The 16,442-nt window shown below is 32.3% G+C and carries 19 protein-coding genes; 11 read left to right on the forward strand and 8 right to left on the reverse strand.

From position 1 onward, the window contains the following. Window positions 1–12 precede the first annotated feature (12 nt). The 6 genes from BUB47_RS02650 (at window position 13) to BUB47_RS02675 (ending at window position 6,290) form a co-directional block, all read left to right on the forward strand. On the forward strand, window positions 13–1,692 hold the full coding sequence (locus tag BUB47_RS02650; RefSeq protein WP_073183504.1) for a formate--tetrahydrofolate ligase: 1,680 nt from the start codon (window positions 13–15) through the stop codon (window positions 1,690–1,692). A 9-nt stretch (window positions 1,693–1,701) separates the two neighbouring features. Continuing rightward, complete coding sequence (locus BUB47_RS02655; RefSeq protein WP_073183506.1) at window positions 1,702–2,328, forward strand: cyclodeaminase/cyclohydrolase family protein; 627 nt, start codon at window positions 1,702–1,704, stop codon at window positions 2,326–2,328. Window positions 2,329–2,405: 77 nt separating this feature from the next. Next, on the forward strand, window positions 2,406–3,791 hold the full coding sequence (glmL, locus tag BUB47_RS02660) for a methylaspartate mutase accessory protein GlmL (protein ID WP_073183508.1): 1,386 nt from the start codon (window positions 2,406–2,408) through the stop codon (window positions 3,789–3,791). A 3-nt stretch (window positions 3,792–3,794) separates the two neighbouring features. Beyond that, the gene (locus tag BUB47_RS02665; RefSeq protein WP_073183510.1) at window positions 3,795–4,598 is read left to right on the forward strand and encodes a histidine racemase CntK family protein; all 804 of its coding nucleotides are present in this window, start codon (window positions 3,795–3,797) and stop codon (window positions 4,596–4,598) included. A 187-nt stretch (window positions 4,599–4,785) separates the two neighbouring features. After that, the gene (locus BUB47_RS02670) at window positions 4,786–5,472 is read left to right on the forward strand and encodes a radical SAM protein (RefSeq protein WP_073183512.1); all 687 of its coding nucleotides are present in this window, start codon (window positions 4,786–4,788) and stop codon (window positions 5,470–5,472) included. Window positions 5,473–5,495: 23 nt separating this feature from the next. Then, window positions 5,496–6,290: a head GIN domain-containing protein gene (locus BUB47_RS02675; RefSeq protein WP_073183514.1), complete on the forward strand. Its 795-nt coding sequence runs from the start codon at window positions 5,496–5,498 to the stop codon at window positions 6,288–6,290. Window positions 6,291–6,342: 52 nt separating this feature from the next. Here BUB47_RS02675 and BUB47_RS02680 read toward each other — a convergent pair whose 3' ends face one another. The 5 genes from BUB47_RS02680 to BUB47_RS02700 all read right to left on the reverse strand — a co-directional run bounded on the left by BUB47_RS02680 (window position 6,343) and on the right by BUB47_RS02700 (window position 10,000). After that, a complete protein-coding gene (locus BUB47_RS02680; RefSeq protein WP_073183516.1) occupies window positions 6,343–6,897 on the reverse strand; it encodes a nitroreductase family protein in 555 nt (184 codons plus the stop codon). Between the two features lie 29 nt (window positions 6,898–6,926). After that, window positions 6,927–7,382: a methylated-DNA--[protein]-cysteine S-methyltransferase gene (locus tag BUB47_RS02685; protein WP_073183517.1), complete on the reverse strand. Its 456-nt coding sequence runs from the start codon at window positions 7,380–7,382 to the stop codon at window positions 6,927–6,929. Window positions 7,383–7,398: 16 nt separating this feature from the next. Beyond that, complete coding sequence (locus tag BUB47_RS02690; protein WP_073183519.1) at window positions 7,399–8,214, reverse strand: 4Fe-4S binding protein; 816 nt, start codon at window positions 8,212–8,214, stop codon at window positions 7,399–7,401. 61 nt (window positions 8,215–8,275) lie between these two features. Next, window positions 8,276–9,445 (reverse strand): AI-2E family transporter, encoded by a 1,170-nt coding sequence (locus BUB47_RS02695; RefSeq protein ID WP_073183521.1) that lies wholly within the window; start codon window positions 9,443–9,445, stop codon window positions 8,276–8,278. 39 nt (window positions 9,446–9,484) lie between these two features. Beyond that, the gene (locus tag BUB47_RS02700) at window positions 9,485–10,000 is read right to left on the reverse strand and encodes a hypothetical protein (protein ID WP_073183523.1); all 516 of its coding nucleotides are present in this window, start codon (window positions 9,998–10,000) and stop codon (window positions 9,485–9,487) included. Window positions 10,001–10,112: 112 nt separating this feature from the next. Here BUB47_RS02700 and BUB47_RS02705 point away from each other — a divergent pair, with 112 nt between their 5' ends. Genes BUB47_RS02705 through BUB47_RS02720 form a run of 4 tightly spaced genes read left to right on the forward strand, consistent with a single transcriptional unit; the run spans window position 10,113 to window position 14,121 of the window. Further along, window positions 10,113–11,267: a cation diffusion facilitator family transporter gene (locus BUB47_RS02705; protein ID WP_073183524.1), complete on the forward strand. Its 1,155-nt coding sequence runs from the start codon at window positions 10,113–10,115 to the stop codon at window positions 11,265–11,267. 26 nt (window positions 11,268–11,293) lie between these two features. After that, the gene (trkA, locus tag BUB47_RS02710) at window positions 11,294–12,667 is read left to right on the forward strand and encodes a Trk system potassium transporter TrkA (protein WP_073183526.1); all 1,374 of its coding nucleotides are present in this window, start codon (window positions 11,294–11,296) and stop codon (window positions 12,665–12,667) included. A gap of 12 nt (window positions 12,668–12,679) precedes the next feature. Then, entirely contained in the window at window positions 12,680–13,348 is a 669-nt protein-coding gene (locus tag BUB47_RS02715) for a uracil-DNA glycosylase (RefSeq protein ID WP_073183528.1), read from the forward strand. Further along, a complete protein-coding gene (locus BUB47_RS02720) occupies window positions 13,348–14,121 on the forward strand; it encodes an alpha/beta hydrolase family protein (RefSeq protein WP_073183530.1) in 774 nt (257 codons plus the stop codon). The genes BUB47_RS02715 and BUB47_RS02720 overlap by 1 nt, the downstream gene beginning before the upstream one ends. Window positions 14,122–14,161: 40 nt before the next feature. On the opposite strand, the gene BUB47_RS02725 is transcribed toward BUB47_RS02720, so the two are convergent. Further along, complete coding sequence (locus BUB47_RS02725; RefSeq protein WP_073183532.1) at window positions 14,162–14,824, reverse strand: SdpI family protein; 663 nt, start codon at window positions 14,822–14,824, stop codon at window positions 14,162–14,164. Further along, window positions 14,811–15,089, reverse strand: a complete 279-nt coding sequence (locus tag BUB47_RS02730) for an autorepressor SdpR family transcription factor (RefSeq protein WP_073183534.1) — start codon at window positions 15,087–15,089, stop codon at window positions 14,811–14,813. The genes BUB47_RS02725 and BUB47_RS02730 overlap by 14 nt, the downstream gene beginning before the upstream one ends. 113 nt (window positions 15,090–15,202) lie before the next feature. On the opposite strand from BUB47_RS02730, the gene BUB47_RS02735 reads away from it, so the two are divergent. Further along, entirely contained in the window at window positions 15,203–15,745 is a 543-nt protein-coding gene (locus BUB47_RS02735) for a putative ABC transporter permease (RefSeq protein ID WP_073183536.1), read from the forward strand. Between the two features lie 87 nt (window positions 15,746–15,832). Here BUB47_RS02735 and BUB47_RS02740 read toward each other — a convergent pair whose 3' ends face one another. After that, window positions 15,833–16,366, reverse strand: coding sequence for a guanylate kinase (locus tag BUB47_RS02740; protein WP_073183537.1), 534 nt, complete (start codon window positions 16,364–16,366; stop codon window positions 15,833–15,835). Between the last annotated feature and the right edge of the window lie 76 nt (window positions 16,367–16,442).

A 16,442-nucleotide genomic window follows, 5' to 3' on the forward strand; every position in this document is an offset into this window, starting at 1 on the left:
GGAGAAAAAAAGATGGCAGAGTTTAAAACTGATATTGAAATAGCTAATGAAGTTGAAATGGAACCAATAGTTAATGTAGCGAAGAAATGTGGTCTACATGAAGATGAAATAGAAAACTACGGTAAATATAAAGCAAAAATTTCTTTTGACGCAATTGAAAGATTGGAAAAAGAAAAAGATGGAAAGTTAATTTTAGTTACTGCAATTACTCCAACACCAGCTGGAGAAGGTAAATCAACAGTGTCAATTGGTCTTACTCAAGGCTTAAATAAAATTGGCAAGAACTCAATAGTTGCACTTAGAGAACCTTCACTAGGACCTGTATTTGGTGTTAAAGGTGGAGCAGCAGGTGGTGGATATTCACAAGTAGTTCCAATGGAAGATATCAACCTTCACTTCACTGGTGACTTACACGCAATGACTGCAGCAAATAACTTACTTGCAGCATTACTTGATAACCATATCCAACAGGGAAATGTTCTTAGAATAGATTCAAGAAACGTTACTTGGAAGAGAGTTCTTGATATGAACGACAGAAGTTTGAGAAATATTGTAATCGGACTTGGTGGAAAAGCTGAAGGATTCGTAAGAGAAGATCACTTTATGATTACTGTAGCTTCTGAAATAATGGCAGCACTTTGTCTATCACACGATTTAGAAGACTTAAAAGTTAGACTTGCTAGAATGATAGTTGCTTACAACCTTGACGGTGAACCTGTAACAGCAGGAGACCTACAAGCTCAAGGTGCAATGGCTATGCTTCTTAAAGATGCTATTAAACCAAACCTAGTTCAAACATTAGAACACACACCAGCGTTAATTCACGGTGGACCATTTGCAAACATTGCTCACGGATGTAACTCTCTAATAGCTACAAAACTTGGTTTAAAAATGAGTGATTATTTAGTAACTGAGGCAGGTTTCGGTGCTGACCTTGGAGCTGAAAAATTCTTAGATATTAAATGTAGATTAGGTGGATTAAATCCAGATGCAGTTGTTATAGTAGCTACAATTAAAGCTCTTAAAATGCATGGTGGAGTTCCTAAGACAGAACTTTCAACTGAAAATGTTGAAGCTCTTGAAAAGGGATTTGCAAACCTTGGAAGACACATTGAAAACCTTAAGAAATTTGGACTACCAGTAGTTGTAGCAGTAAACAGATTCGTTCAAGATACTGATGCAGAAATTAATTTACTAATAGAAAAATGTAAAGAATATGGCGTTGAAGTTTCTCTATGTGAAGTTTGGGCTAAGGGTGGAGAAGGTGCAATTGACCTTGCTAATAAAGTTGTAAACTTAATTGAAACTGAAAAGAGCAACTACAAGCCAATCTATGATGTAGAAGATACTATAGAAGAAAAATTAAATATTATAGTAAAAGAAATATATAGAGGTGGAAAAGTTACACTTACACCTGCAGCTAAAAAACAAGTTAAGAAATTAGAAGAATTAGGATTAGATAAAATGCCAATTTGTATGGCTAAAACTCAATTCTCTTTCTCAGATGATCCAAAAGCAGTAGGTGCACCAGAAGGATTTGAAATTACAGTTCAAGACGTAAGGGTATCTGCAGGAGCAGGATTTATAGTATGTCAAACATCTAACATAATGATTATGCCAGGACTTCCAAAAGTTCCAGCAGCTAATAAAATGGATGTTAAGGCAGACGGAAGCATGGTTGGATTGTTCTAAGGAGGAAATATGTTAAAAGATTTAAGCGTAAAAGATTTTGTTGCAGAAACAGCTTCTGACTCACCGGCACCAGGTGGTGGATCAGTATCAGCTCTTGCAGCAGCACAAGCAGCAGCATTACTTGGAATGGTTGCAAATTTAACTGTAAAGAGTAAAAAATACGAAGAACTTCATGAAGAAATGGCTGAAATAGCTAAACAATGTAAAAAATATGAAGAAGACTTTGTAGAAGATATAGATAGAGATGCAAATTCATTTAACGGAGTAATGAAGGCATTTAAAATGCCTAAAGAAACTGATGAAGAAAAAGCTGCAAGAAGTGCAAAAATTCAAGAAGAATACAAAAACGCAGCAAATGTACCACTATCAGTTGGTTTAAAAACTCTTGAGTTACTTGATATAGCAGAAGTGCTAGCAGAAAAGGGAAATTCAAATGCAATAACTGATGTTGGAGTTGGAATTCTAAACTTAAAACTAGCTGCTACTGGAGCGTTTTACAATGTAAAAATTAATTTAGGTTCAATAAAAGATGAAGCTTATGTTGCTGATTTAAAAAAGCAAATGAAAGAAGCTTTAGCTACAGTAGAAAATAGAACAGATAGCATTTTAAAAACTGTCGAATCAATGATTGAATAAAATATTTTAATGATTTATTAGGGACTTGATATCAAGTCCCTAATTGTTTTATATGGCAAATTTATTTGGAGGAAAAAATGAGGACTTATTTATTGTTGGATTTTGGAAGCACATATACAAAGCTCACTTGTGTTGATATTGAATCTGAGGAGATTATAGCGAAAGAAGAAGTTATAACCACTGTAAAAACAGGTTTAATGGATGGATTCTACAGCGGACTGGAAAAAATAAAAAAACAACTTCCAAAAGATATTAAATTTGAAAAGACATTAGCTTGTTCTTCAGCTGCAGGTGGGCTAAAGATGATGGCAGTGGGACTTGCAAAAGATTTAACATCAGAAGCGGCTAAGAGAGCAGCTTTAGGAGCTGGTGCAAGAATTTTAAAGACTTTTAGCTATGAAATGACAGATGAAAATATAGAGGAAATAGAAAATTCAGATTGTGATATCATTCTTCTCTCAGGGGGAACTGAATACGGAAATAAGTTCTACATACTTCACAATGCAAAAAAATTAACCTCTCTGACAAGAAAAATTCCAATAGTAGTTGCAGGTAATAGTGCTGCACAAGAAGAAATAAGAGAAATTTTTGACAAAAACAACATGGACTATGTTGTTACAGAAAATGTAATGCCAAAAGTAAATACTTTAAATGCTGAACCGGCAAGAGAGTGTATAAGAAAAATTTTTATGAATAAAATTGCCCTTGCAAAGGGTATTAATACGGTGAAGGGATTTATTGACGGTGTAGTTATGCCAACTCCTGGAGCTGTAATAAAAGGAGCGGAGTTACTTTCTGTAGGAACTAAAGAAGAAAGTGGATGGGGCGACCTTTTAGTAGTAGATGTTGGAGGAGCAACAACTGACGTTCACTCCATAGGAAATGGATATTCTATTGATGGAAATGTGAGATTTGAAGGTTTGGAAGAGCCCTTTGCCAAGAGGACTGTAGAGGGCGACTTAGGTATGAGGTATTCAGCTCTAAGTTTATACGAATCTGTGGGAGAGGAAAAATTAAAATCCAACCTCAATAGAAACTATGACATCCACAATGAGTGCCTTAGAAGAAGCAAGGACATAATGATGGTTCCAAAGACAGATGAAGAGTTTGAATTTGATGAGGCAATGGCTAAATGTGCTGTAGAATTTGCCACAGATAGACATGTTGGACACTTGAGAAGAGAATTTTCATATACAAGGTATATTTACTATCAAAATGGAAAAGACCTAAGGGACATAAAAACTGTAATTGGAACAGGTGGCGTAATAGTCTTTTCCAAAAGACCTAATGAAATATTAAAACATACAAACTACCACGAAGATAGACCTTTGACCCTGTCTCCTAAAAATCCAAGTTATTATGTAGATTCTGAGTATATACTTTCAGCAATGGGTATTTTAGGAACAGTAAGACCTAATGAAGCACTTAGGATAATGAAAAAGTATTTAAAGAAAGTAGGTTAATATATGAAAGAAAAAACATTTGATTTTGTAAAGGCAGACCCTGCCGGAAATATAACGGGATTTGTAGTGTGGCCAGTGGATCCACATTTAAGAGCAGATTATACCAGAGCTCTAATGGAGCAAATAGATAGCAGTATAGAACAAGTTGGATTTATAAGTCCAAGTTATGACGGACCACCACTTAGAATGGACATGATGGGTTCAGAGTTTTGCGGAAATGCCACAAGAAGTTATGGACTATATGCTGCAAGCTTTGCAGATTTTGAAGGCGAAGGCGAAGTAGAAGTCTATGTAAGTGGAGTAAAGGGACCGATGACTGTAGTAGTAAACAAGGAAAAATCTACAGCCTCTGTTGAAATTCCAAAGGCCAAAGCTATATCTGAAATAGAAATAGAAGGTTCTACTTATACAGTAGTTGAACTAGAGGGAATAGTTCACACAATAGTTGAAGATAGAAGTGAAGATGAAGACTTTGTAAAAAAGGCATTGAAAATAATTGAATCTAAATACAGTGAAGATGCATATGGAGTGCTGTTCTTTGACAGAGAAAAAAGTGAAATGGTGCCCTATGTATATGTAAAAGACTCAGATACATTAATAAGAGAAGGGTCATGCGGCTCTGGAACAGTTGCTGTGGCAACTTATTTAACTAGAGATTCAAAAGAAGATAGCTTTGAACAGGAAATTATACAGCCGAAAGGAAGTATAGTTGCAACAGGTAGAAGAGACGAAGAAGGAGATTTTGTATTTTCTATTGGAGGCTATGTTGAACTTTCAGAAGTTAAAAAAGTAACTATAAAACTATAGTATTTAAAATATTAAAAATATTGAGAGTAGGAGATAATAAAATCTCCTACTTTTTAGTTTATAGACTTGTTTTTATAAGATAAGAGTAAATTTAAAAAAAATGTAATGAATATACATAAACAATATAATTGTGTTATTATAAATATGCTTAAAAAATTATTAATTTTAATATAGAAGAGAGATAAAAATGCAAAGATATTCAATAATTAAAGATAAATTTCCAAGAGAAATTGTACTCTTAAAGGGCAAGCCTTGTTTTTGGGGGAAGTGTACTTTCTGTGACTATATACTGGACAACTCTGAAGATGAAGGAGAAATTGACAAACTAAATGACGAGGTTTTAAAAGAGGTTACAGGAGTTTATAAGAGACTTGAAGTGATTGACTCAGCCTCTGTGTTTGAACTCACTAAACACACCAAAGAATCTATTAAAAGAGTAGTTAAAGACAAAGGAATAGAAGAATTAGTATTTGAAGCTCACTATTTCTATAGAAATAGACTTGATGAAATTAGAGATTATTTTGAAGTGCCAATATTTTTTAAAGTGGGAGTTGAAACTTTTGACAATGACTTTAGAAATAAGGTATTAAAAAAAGGTGCCGGATTTAAAGACTATAGAGAAGTTGAAAAGCACTTTGACTCGCCTTGTATTATGGTGGGAATAAAAGGTCAGACTAGAGAAATGATAGATAGAGATATGAGCATAATAGAAAATCACTTTAAAAGAGCTACTGTAAATATTTTTATAGAAAATGAAACTGAAATTAAACGTGACGAAGAATTAATCAAGTGGTTTAGAGAAAAATACTATTATTTAAAAGAAAATCCCAGAATTGAAATACTATTTGAAAACACAGATTTTGGTGTGGGTTAAATTTTAAATAAGGAGGAAGGTAAGTGCATAAAAGAAAAATTTTAACTATGGGGATTTTAATGTTAATTACAATATCTCTATCGGGCTGTGGGAAAAATAAGGTAGAAAATAGCGTTGAAAAAAGTAGTATTGAAAGTAGTAACCTTGAAAAAGAGCAAGTAGAGGCGATAAACAGCAAGGGCTTATCTACTAAAGAGTATAAAGTTGAAAATTTCGAAAAAATATATGTGCAGAGTCCGGTAGATGTCTACTATACAGTTGGAGAAAAAGTTTCAGTAAGTGCTGAAGTAAATGAGTATTTTTTAGAAAATTTAGTTATTGAAGTAAAAAATAATGAACTTAAAATTTATTGTAAAGATAATTTAAAAGAGCCTATGCTAAATATGAAGGATTATCCTAACATTTATATTACTGCACCAAAAATAAATGCTTTAGCACTATCGGGGGCATCGAGTTTTCAATCAGAGAATACTATGGTTTCAGATTCTTTTAATGTGCAAATATCAGGGGCGTCAAGTTCCAATTTGCCATTAAAAGTAAAAGATTTAACTGTGGAAATTAGTGGTAGTTCAGATTGTAAATTTTCAGGAGAAGTTCAAAATTTAAACTGTCGCTTAAGTGGAAGTAGTGATATGAATTTTTTTGAGTTACAGACAAATAATAGTAAAGTCATAGCAAGTGGAGCATCTCACCTTGAAATAAGTTGTAAAGATAATTTAGATGTAAGTGCAAGTGGAGCAAGTTCAGTTTTATACAAGGGAAATCCAAAAGTTATAAAAAACTTATCTGGTGCATCAACAGTTGATAGAGAAAATTAAATAGCAAATAAAAAACTCCTACACTTTTAAAAGTACAGGAGTTTTATTAAATTTATTTTAAGTTATTCCACTTTTCGTAGTAGACCATATCTTCTAGAGGATGTCTGTTGTGAGGAGTGTTGTTCTTTAAATCTGCATAACCCAAAGTTATAATTGCAACTACAAATTTATCCTTTGGAATATTTAAAATAGGCCTTACTCCCTCTTGAGTAAAGTCTGCTACAACACAAGTATCCAGTCCTTGATTTACTGCTTCCAATAGAATGTTTTCAATTGAAAATACTGTATCTCTAATTACTTGTTTAAGTTCAAATATAGAAGATGTTTCATCAAGAGATAGGTTTTCGCTATCTTTAATTCTAGAACTTATATCTGCAACTGCCACTATGTGCATGGGAGCTGTTTTCATCCAAGATTGATTTTTAGATACATTTGAAAGTTTTTCAATAGTTTCTCTGGACTGAACTATGATAAACTTCCAAGGTTGAGTATTGCTACCGGAGGGAGCTATTCGTGCTGCCTCCAATATTGAATTTAATTTACTATTTGGTATAGCATCACTTTTAAACTTTCTGATGCTCTTTCTATTTTTAATTGCATCTATCATAAGCAAAATCCTCTAAATAATATAAATTTTTATATATTTTCTTTTTCTAAGTCTATTAGAGCTTGTTTTACATCCAGTCCTCCAGCAAAACCCGTCAACTTTCCGTTAGAGCCCACAACTCTATGACAGGGAACTACAATTGGAAGGTTGTTCTTGTGATTGGCAAGTCCCACTGCACGGTATGCCTTATCGTGACCGATTTCAACAGCTATGTCCTTATAAGTTTTAAGTGTTCCGTAGGGTATGTTTAAAAGGGCTCTGTATACTTTTTTTTCAAAGTCAGTACCGCTCATTTCAATTGGAAAGTCAAAATATTTTCTTGTTCCATTGAGGTACTCACATATTTCTTCATATGCATCTTTAATGACCTTTGTTTCAATGTAATTTTCATCCCTAGTGCAGTGACCAAATTCAATTTTTACAATTTTGCCATCTTCTTCATAAAAAGAAAGAGGGCACACTTTAGTATCATAGCTATATTTCATAATTTTCTCCTAAATACTATACAAAATATTCTGGTTCAGATCTTCTTTCATACATATCTTCCAACTCGTGAGCATGGTATAGATATCCTTCGTCGTCAAAGTACTTAGCTCCAGTAGGACATTTTTTAATACAAGCACAGCACTTCATGCAAATTCCGGGAACTTGTGAAACGTCGTCAAAGTCAATTGCTCCCATAGGACAAACTTCTGCGCAGAGTTTACAGTCAATACACAAAGTCATATCTGTCTTAGGTTTTACTTTTCTTATGTCTATGCCCTTGCCGTTTCTGTCTCTTGGAGTGTAGTAAGGTCTATATGGAACTTCTCCCACCATTTCAGGTTTAGTTAAGTCGCCTTCTTTTATTTTTTCTGCAACTTTTCCTGCAAATTCTCTTACTATTTTAAGATCTTCAGCATCAGGTCTTCCCTTTGCCAGTATTTCAGAAAAAGAGTGCTCTCCAACAAAAGCTCCTCCTGCAATTACATTTATTCCGCCTTGTTCCATTAAATCTCTAAATTCAACTAAGCAGTCATCTACATTTCTATTTCCATAAAGAGCGATGCTGACACCCAATGCACCTTCTCCGTTGATAGTTTTTAAGTAAGGTAATAACAAGTTGGGCACTCTCCCGGCAATTGTGGGAACGCCGCCAATAACTATGTCTCCCTTGCCAAAAGTTGGCATTTCTTTTCTAGCATCAGGAGTAGTAAAGTTGTAGTGGAAAAAATTATCTACCTCAAGTTTACTTCCCAATTCTTTGGCAAATTCCTCTACAACTTTTTTTGTAGTGTCAGTGCCTGTAAAATAAAACGTACAAATTCTATTAATCATAAAATCCCCCCTTAATTTATTATAGCAGAGTAAAGTGCCAACTTCCATTAATAAGGAACTTCTATTTTTTTAGGGCAATATTTTTTTCTTTAAGTCTGTACTCAGTAAATTCACCAAGTAAAGTATAGAGTACTGCAAAAAGTGGAACAAATATCCACATACCTATGATTCCAAATAGAGAACCACCAATTAACACTCCAAAGAGTATCCACATTGGAGGAAGTCCGATTGCATCGCCAACGATTTTTGGATATATAATATTTCCTTCGATTTGTTGAACAACGAGAACCATAATTAAATATATTAAGGCCTTTGTAGGTGATTCAATAAGTATTAGTATTACACCTATTGCACCGGCAATAAAGGCACCAACAATTGGAATAAGTGCAAAGAATGCAGTTAGTATAGATATAGTTGCAGCACTTGGGAGTCGTAGTATAGTCATACTTATAAATACCATTACACCAAGAATTGTAGCTTCAGTTATCTGACTTAAAATTGTATTGTGGAAGAAATGGTGTAAAAGTGAGAAAACATGAGTTACAATATCGGCATGTTTTTTATTAAATATTGAATACAACATTCTCTTAGATTGAAGTTGAATGGTTTCTTTGTCCATGACAATGTAAATTGAGAATATAATTGAAACCAACATATTACTTATAGAGCTTATAAATGACGTTGCAGTGTTCAGAGCCGTTGTAAAAAACTTAGAGTCTTCTCTGAGTAAGAGACTTTTAGCACTTTCAAACATGGAGTCCCAACTAAATTCGGCAATCAATACTTCAAGTTCACTTGCATATTTTTGCAGTGGAGAAATTGAGTTCATCCAGTTTATAAGCTGTTCAAAAAATATTGGAAGTTTTTGCTCTAAGCTCTGTACAGATTTTACCAGCTGAGGAACAACTAGAAATACTAAAAAGAGTATTAGAGAAAATACAATTACAATTGAAATAACTAGGGACAGTGGTCTTTTAAACTTTTGAAATTTTTCTCCTTTTATTTTTGAAAAAAGAGTTTTTTCTAAAAAGTTCATTGGAATTTTTAGCACAAAGGCAAGTGCAGCTCCAACTATAAATGGAGATATTATGCCCAGAACTTTTTTTACTACATTAAAAATTGAAGAGAAATTTAAGAGTACAAAGTAAAAAGATATTGCAAGTATCAATGTGATAAAGAGTCTTTTATTTAAAAAGCTCTTTGACCCGCTACTATCCTGTTGATTATTCATAATGGCACCCCTTTAATAAAAATATTGTGAAGCTTTAATTTAATAATCATGATATAAGTTGTCAATAATTAATAGACAGCTTAAGAAAAGTTCTCTGGAATTTTTTAAAATTGGTTCATATTCTAAAACATATTTTTTCTTGTTTTTTTCCAATGAGCCTTTAATTGTGCCACATTTAATATTGTTGTGAAAAATTTCAAAGTACTGAATATTTATCTTACCGGTTATTGATAGAGTTCCCGATGGTATTGGAATATAAAAATCCGGAACTTTGAAACTGCGTTTTTCTTTTAAAACATATTTATTTTTATCTATAAAAATGCTAAATAAGTCTTCAGAAATGGGAGTTTGAATGTGCCTATATATTTGCAGAAACTCACTTTCTTTCTCATATACTGTAATTTTTGATTGGTATAGCTCTCTATTTTTAAAGAAGTCTTTAAAAGGAGCTGTAAAATCTACAAAAGCACTTAAAGTTAACTCGTCATTTTCATAAATACTGTATTTAAAATCATCTAAAATAGTGTAGTCGCATAGGACTGTTAATTTACACATAATATCACCTTGTCTAATTTTACATTATTGCTTAGAATCTTTCAATCGCTGTATTTGATAAAGGCTTTTTTCTATTGTATAATTACAGGAAATGATATGTTGAGGTTTTTAAATGTTAGTTAAAAAAGTATTAAAAATGGGAAAATTTGGAACAAAGAGAGAGGACCGTCTGGAAATATCCGTAATTACGTCAGTACTTGGATTAGCTTCAAATATAGTATTAGCTGTAGTAAAAATTGCACTATTTGTATTTACAGGTTCAGTTTCAATTTTAGCCGATGCAATAAACAACGCAACAGACAGTTTGTCTTCAATAGTTACACTTGTGGGAGTGAAGCTTTCTGCAATGCCAGCTGATAAAGAACATCCCTATGGACATGGGAGAATTGAATATATTTCAGCCCTTATAGTGGCAATATTGGTGTTTTATGCAGGAGTGGAATTTATTCAAACTTCATTTGATAGGATAATACATCCGAGAGTTGTGGAATTCAACATGTATTCAATTTTAATTATGGTGCTGAGTATGGCTGTGAAATTATATATGGCACACTTTTATAAGGAAATTTCAAATAGTATTGACTCCACACCCATAAAGGCACAATCAAAAGATTCTATGGCAGATGTCTTTGTGACAGGAGTTGTAGTTTTTTCAATTATAGTAAATAAACTTACAGGCAAAATGGTAGATGGATATGCGGGTTTGATAATCAGTTTATTTATACTCTATTCAGGCTATGATCTCATAAGAGATACACTAAGTGATTTAATAGGTGAAGCACCTGCAAAGGGAATGCTAAAGGAAATTCAAAGTATTGCATTAGAAGACAAGAGAATTTTAGGAGTACACGACATAATAGTTTCAAAATATGGACCTCAAAGGGTATATGTCAGCTTTCATGTAGAGATTCCATTTAATATGTCTCTAGTTGAGGCTCATTCTATGATTGACAAAATAGAAACGGAAATAGAAGAAAAATTAAATTGTATCGTGAGTATTCATGTAGATCCAGTGGGAATGTACTCAGAAACTGAGAAAAAAATTGTTGAGGTTTTAGATACATTAATAAAAGAAAACAGTGATGTATTGTCTTTTCACGACTTGCTCTGTGAAGATAACGCAGTTAGAGTGGAAGTCGTAGTAGATGGAAATACTGTAAAGAGACATGAAGACAGAGAGAGAATAAGAGAATTAGTTAAAAGTAGATTACAAGGAGAATTTGGTGATAGTTATTATTATAATATAATAATTGACAGATATTTTTAATAAAAAAATAAGTTAGGATGTATTTTATGAAGATATTAATTATAGGCGCATGTAAAATGGGACAAAAAATTGTAAAGACCATGAGTTTAGAAGACTGTGAAATTACAGTAGTAGATTCTGAAGAAAAAGTTTTAGCTGAAATTAACGCCAATTCAAAAGTAAAGACAGTACTTGGCAATGGACTGGATAGGTCTCTTTTAAAGAAACTTGATGTAGAGGACTTTGACTTTGTAGTATCTCTTACAAGTTCAGATAAGATAAATATTTTAATTTGTACTATGGCAAAAAATTTAGGAGCTAAATTTACTATTGCACTAATAGAACAGGCAGATTCTATTGACGAATTATTTTACTTAAGAGATTCTCTTGGAATAGACTATATTATAAATCCTGATTTGGAAATAGCCAGAACTGTGGAAAAAATAGTTAAGGATAAGCTGGTTTATCAGTCAGATAGTTTTGGAAAGGGTAAAATTGAAGTTGTTGGACACTATGTGGAAAATGACATTGAATTTGAAGATGAAAAAATAAAAGATATAGGAAGTATTGCAACTTTACTGATAGTAGCCGTTCAAAGAGGAAATGAACTGATAATTCCAAATGGAGATACAGTTATTAAAAAATATGACTATCTGTACTTAATGGGCCTTTCCAATGATATTATGAGTTTTAAAATGAAGTACTTTAGATTTGAGCCAAAACAGGAAAAAGAAAAAATTGTAATTGTTGGAGGAGGAGGCGTCTCTAAAAAAATAGCAGAGATGATAGATGACTACAATATTACAATTGTTGAAAGAGACTATGAAAAAGTAGTGGAGTTGCGAAAGAAGTATCCCAATTTATTTGTAGTAAAGAGAGATTTTATGGGAGCAGATTTTTTAAAGGATGAAGAAATTGACGATGTAGATGTATTTATTGCTCTGACAGATAATGATGAGCTAAATATTGTACTTGGAATGATGGCTAAAAAGACCTCAATACCACAAGTTATGATTAAGTTAGACACTATGGGTTATTCGCAAATTATTGACGGATTGGATTTTACTGCTGTTTTAAATCCAATAACTCTGTCTGCAAATAAGATTATCAGAAAACTAAGAGATGATAGAACTATTTCAACGCAGTTAGTATTTAACGGAGAAGCTGAAATTTCAGAAATACAACTACTGGACAGTAGTGAGTTAATAGGGAAGTCTATTGCAGATATTTCACTGCCAAAGGGAATACTGATAGGTGGAATTACAAGAGAAAACAACACAGCTGTAATACCTAGGGGAAATAGTAAAATAGAAAAGGGAGACACTCTAGTGGTCTTTTATAAAAGTGAAAATAGAAGACAGTTGGAAAAATTTGTTTCTCCAAATAGTGGAAAGAGTTTTTTAGAGAAGTTTTTTATGTAAAAGAGGTTTTAAATGAGAGAAATATTAAAAACTGATTGGCAAGATTACCTTGCTGAGGAGTTTGAAAAGACATACTATAAAGATTTAAGGGCGCTTTTATTGGAAGAATATAAAGATTATGAAATATTTCCAAAGGCGGAAGATATATTTAATGCATTTAACTACACACCCTATAGCAAATTAAAAGTTGTAATTTTAGGGCAAGATCCCTATCATAATGTAAATCAAGCTCACGGGCTGGCATTTTCTGTAAGAGAGGGAGTAAAAACTCCACCATCTCTTGTAAATATATACAAGGAGCTAAAAAGTGACTTGGGACTTGAAATTCCAAACACAGGAAATTTGGTAAACTGGACAAAAGAGGGGATTATGCTCTTAAATACAACGCTTACAGTTAGAGCGCATACACCAATGAGCCACTCTAAAATAGGGTGGGAAATTTTTACAAATAGAGTTATAGAAATAATAGATGAGAGAGAAGAACCAGTAGTTTTCATACTGTGGGGAAATCACGCCAAGTCTAAAATAAAATTAATAAAAAATGAAAGACACTTGGTAATAGCGGGAGTTCACCCCAGTCCATTGTCTGCAAATAGAGGTTTCTTTGGTTCTAAACCATTTTCTAAGGCAAATGCCTTTCTTGAAGAGAACAATATAGAGCCACCTAGTTGGAGGGTATAATGGAATATTTAAAATCAGATTTTACAGATATTGAAAAAATTTATATAGGAGACGTACCTGCATATGTTGTAACTCCAAAGCTCAATTTGGAAAAGTACAAGACTATAATTTTTTATCATGGGTGGAGTAGCTGTGCAAAAAATCAAATATTTAGAGCAAATATCTTTGCCGGCTATGGCTACCAAGTTGTTTTGCCTGAAGCCAGATTTCATGGAGAGAGGGGAACTCTTGACTATGAATCAGAAGAAGTTTCTAAAGAGAATATGATGAAAGTTATAATGCACAACATTGAAGAATTTCCAAGCATATATAAATATGTAATTGAAAATTTAAATGTAGATGAAAAAAATATTGCGGTTGCAGGACACTCAATGGGAGCAATAACTGCAGGAGGTCTGTTTACATTTAAGAAAGATTTAAAAACTGCCCTTTTATTTAATGGAACTATGAATTGGAAAGATGTAGTAGACACTTTAATTGAAGGGGAAGATGAAATAAGTTATGAGAGAATGAGAATTAATGACTTTATGATTCAAATGAATCCTCAAATTCACTTGGAAAACATAGAAAACAGAGCTCTGGGACTGTTTAATGGCGCAGAAGATGAGACAGTTCCACCTATATCACAAGAGAATTTTTACAATGAAGTAGTTGAGAGATATGAAAATAAAGATATTATAGTATTTGAAAAATTTGAAAACACAAGACATCAACTGACAACTCAAATGCTTGAAAATGCAATAGTGTTTTTAAAAGAAAAAGCAGATTTTTAAAAAAGAAAAATTAGATTTAAAGAAGAGCTGTAGATTTTATTTACAGCTCTTCTTTATTTTTAACTTCTCTTTTATAGAGTATAAAAGAATATACCATAGGTGCAAGTACAAGTATTAGACAAAATACTATTGGCAAGTAGGAAAACTTTGTATCAATTAAAAATATACCATTAAATATAAAGAGAAGTCCCCCTGCAATCCAAAGCTTTGATGCAAATCTGTGAGTTTTATTCCAGTTTTCTTCACTGTTTAAGGTCCATGGAATTTTTATTCCAACAGTGTAGTTTTGTTTGGTCTTTGGAAAGTAATTTCCAATAACTACGAAAATAACACCTATTAGTAAATTTACTCCAAGTCCTATAATATTTGAACTGTGTCCCAGTGCAACGGCATAGGTTAGAGACATTATAAATAAAGATAAAATGGGAATAAGCCAAAAAATTACACTTAACATTTTATTTCCCACATTTTTCTTTTTTGGATCATGTAAAACCATAAATATTAAAACTAAGTGAATAATAGTTAAAAGTGTAGGCAGTCCAAAAACTGCAAAACCTTTGCTGCTCCATCCATCAGGCTGGTTATAGTTATTAAAGTGGGTGGCAATTGAATCCGGCAACTTATTCCAGAGAAAAATTCCCATTAGAATTGGAATTAAACAGATAATAGTTGAAAGTACAATTGTATTTTTATATTTTTTCATCATTTCCTCCTTTAAGCTCTGAAAACCAAAGCATTATTTCCTCTACAATGGAGGTGTTTAGTTCATAGTAAATGTAATTTTTATATTTAGTCTCCCATATTAAATCAGCTTTTTTTAAAATGCTTAAGTGGTATGAGATAGTGGCAGCAGTTAAATTAAAATTTTCTACAATTTCTCCCGCCGTCAGTCTGCCATTTTTTAAGAGAATTAGTATATCTCTCCTAATTGGATCGGACAGGGCCTTAAATGTATTTGCAAATTCCATAAAATTCTCCTAACAAAACTATTTAGATAACTTTCTAATTAGATAATTTTAGTTGATACATTTTAAAAATATAAGATAATAGTAAGGGATGACAATAAAATTTTGGAGAAGATATGAAAATTAAAAATGTAGATGTTAAAAAAGTATTTTTAAATTTTTTGTTTTACTGTGTAGTAGGCTGGCTTTATGAAGTTTTTTTAGAAGTGGTAGTATATAGATGGGGATTTTCAAATAGGGGAATACTCTTTGGACCCTATCTGCCCATATATGGAATTGGAGCAATGAGCTTTATTTTTTGCTTGACAGGCTTAAAAAATAGAAAAGTAAATTTTTTGGGAATAAATATTTCACCAGTATTGGTGTTTCTTGGAATAGTAGTAATTACAACGTTACTTGAGCTCTTGGGAAGCTACATAATGGAGTTTACAAAGGGTGAGTGGATGTGGGATTACAGTAGTTATTTTTTAAACTTTCAGGGCAGAATTGCCTTAAATCCCAGTATTAGATTTGGAATAGGCGGAATGATAATAATGTATTTATTGCAGCCTCTATTTGAAAAGACTATTACAAAGTTAAATAAAAAACATCTTAATACAGTTTTTATAATTTTGTTTACTGTATTTTTAGTTGATGTAGTAGTTTATTTTTTAAGATAAATAAAAAAGTGTAATTACAAATATTGTAGTTACACTTTTTAGATATTTAAATTTAATTTATGGAGTTTAACAGTATAAGTAGCTAAATTACTTTTGAGTTATGTCTACAATTTCAGATATTTCTCTGGAGATTTTAGAAACTGACTTTGAAGCATCTAAAATATAGTTGGCATAGGGCGTAAAATCTTGAGCAGCTTTTAACCTGTCCTCTATTTTTTTTGTGGAGTCACCTCTGGCGTTCATTCTCTCAACTAAAGTAGCTTGGTCCAGCTTTAAGTATATACATATGGAGTTTTTAAACTTCTCTTTAATTTTTTTAACTCCATTTAAATCTACCACTAAAACTGCATTTTTATCAGAGTTAATGTATTTTTCAATTTCAAGCTTAGGAGTTCCGTAGTAATTATTAGAATACTCTGTAACCTCCAAGAAAAAATCTTCTCTTTTTAATTTTAAAAAGGTCTCTCTATTTACAAAGAAATAGTCTACTTCATTTATTTCTCCCTTGCGAGGAGCCCTTGTAGTATATGTAATTATTCTAAAGAAGTTGTCCCTTTTTCTCAATATATTAGCTTGAGTGGTCTTTCCTGAACCAGATGAACCAACTATTAAATAAATCATAAATCCTCCACTTTGTATTCAAATTATAGGTTAGTAGAATTTATTATATATCAAAGGTAATAAAATACAATAAAAT

Origin of the sequence: Anaerosphaera aminiphila DSM 21120, assembly GCF_900129925.1 — a bacterium.
Taxonomy (GTDB): Bacteria; Bacillota; Clostridia; order Tissierellales; family Peptoniphilaceae; genus Anaerosphaera; species Anaerosphaera aminiphila.

Coding starts and splice junctions, on each gene's coding strand:
- BUB47_RS02650 (WP_073183504.1), top strand. CDS start 13: ATGGCAGAGTTTAAAACTGATATTGAAATAGCTAATGAAGTTGAAATG.
- BUB47_RS02690 (WP_073183519.1), bottom strand. CDS start 8,214: ATGATTAATAGAATTTGTACGTTTTATTTTACAGGCACTGACACTACA.
- BUB47_RS02685 (WP_073183517.1), bottom strand. CDS start 7,382: ATGAAATATAGCTATGATACTAAAGTGTGCCCTCTTTCTTTTTATGAA.
- BUB47_RS02695 (WP_073183521.1), bottom strand. CDS start 9,445: ATGAATAATCAACAGGATAGTAGCGGGTCAAAGAGCTTTTTAAATAAA.
- BUB47_RS02670 (WP_073183512.1), top strand. CDS start 4,786: ATGCAAAGATATTCAATAATTAAAGATAAATTTCCAAGAGAAATTGTA.
- BUB47_RS02680 (WP_073183516.1), bottom strand. CDS start 6,897: ATGATAGATGCAATTAAAAATAGAAAGAGCATCAGAAAGTTTAAAAGT.
- BUB47_RS02655 (WP_073183506.1), top strand. CDS start 1,702: ATGTTAAAAGATTTAAGCGTAAAAGATTTTGTTGCAGAAACAGCTTCT.
- BUB47_RS02705 (WP_073183524.1), top strand. CDS start 10,113: ATGTTAGTTAAAAAAGTATTAAAAATGGGAAAATTTGGAACAAAGAGA.
- BUB47_RS02735 (WP_073183536.1), top strand. CDS start 15,203: ATGAAAATTAAAAATGTAGATGTTAAAAAAGTATTTTTAAATTTTTTG.
- BUB47_RS02665 (WP_073183510.1), top strand. CDS start 3,795: ATGAAAGAAAAAACATTTGATTTTGTAAAGGCAGACCCTGCCGGAAAT.
- trkA (WP_073183526.1), top strand. CDS start 11,294: ATGAAGATATTAATTATAGGCGCATGTAAAATGGGACAAAAAATTGTA.
- BUB47_RS02725 (WP_073183532.1), bottom strand. CDS start 14,824: ATGAAAAAATATAAAAATACAATTGTACTTTCAACTATTATCTGTTTA.
- BUB47_RS02700 (WP_073183523.1), bottom strand. CDS start 10,000: ATGTGTAAATTAACAGTCCTATGCGACTACACTATTTTAGATGATTTT.
- BUB47_RS02720 (WP_073183530.1), top strand. CDS start 13,348: ATGGAATATTTAAAATCAGATTTTACAGATATTGAAAAAATTTATATA.
- BUB47_RS02740 (WP_073183537.1), bottom strand. CDS start 16,366: ATGATTTATTTAATAGTTGGTTCATCTGGTTCAGGAAAGACCACTCAA.
- glmL (WP_073183508.1), top strand. CDS start 2,406: ATGAGGACTTATTTATTGTTGGATTTTGGAAGCACATATACAAAGCTC.
- BUB47_RS02730 (WP_073183534.1), bottom strand. CDS start 15,089: ATGGAATTTGCAAATACATTTAAGGCCCTGTCCGATCCAATTAGGAGA.
- BUB47_RS02715 (WP_073183528.1), top strand. CDS start 12,680: ATGAGAGAAATATTAAAAACTGATTGGCAAGATTACCTTGCTGAGGAG.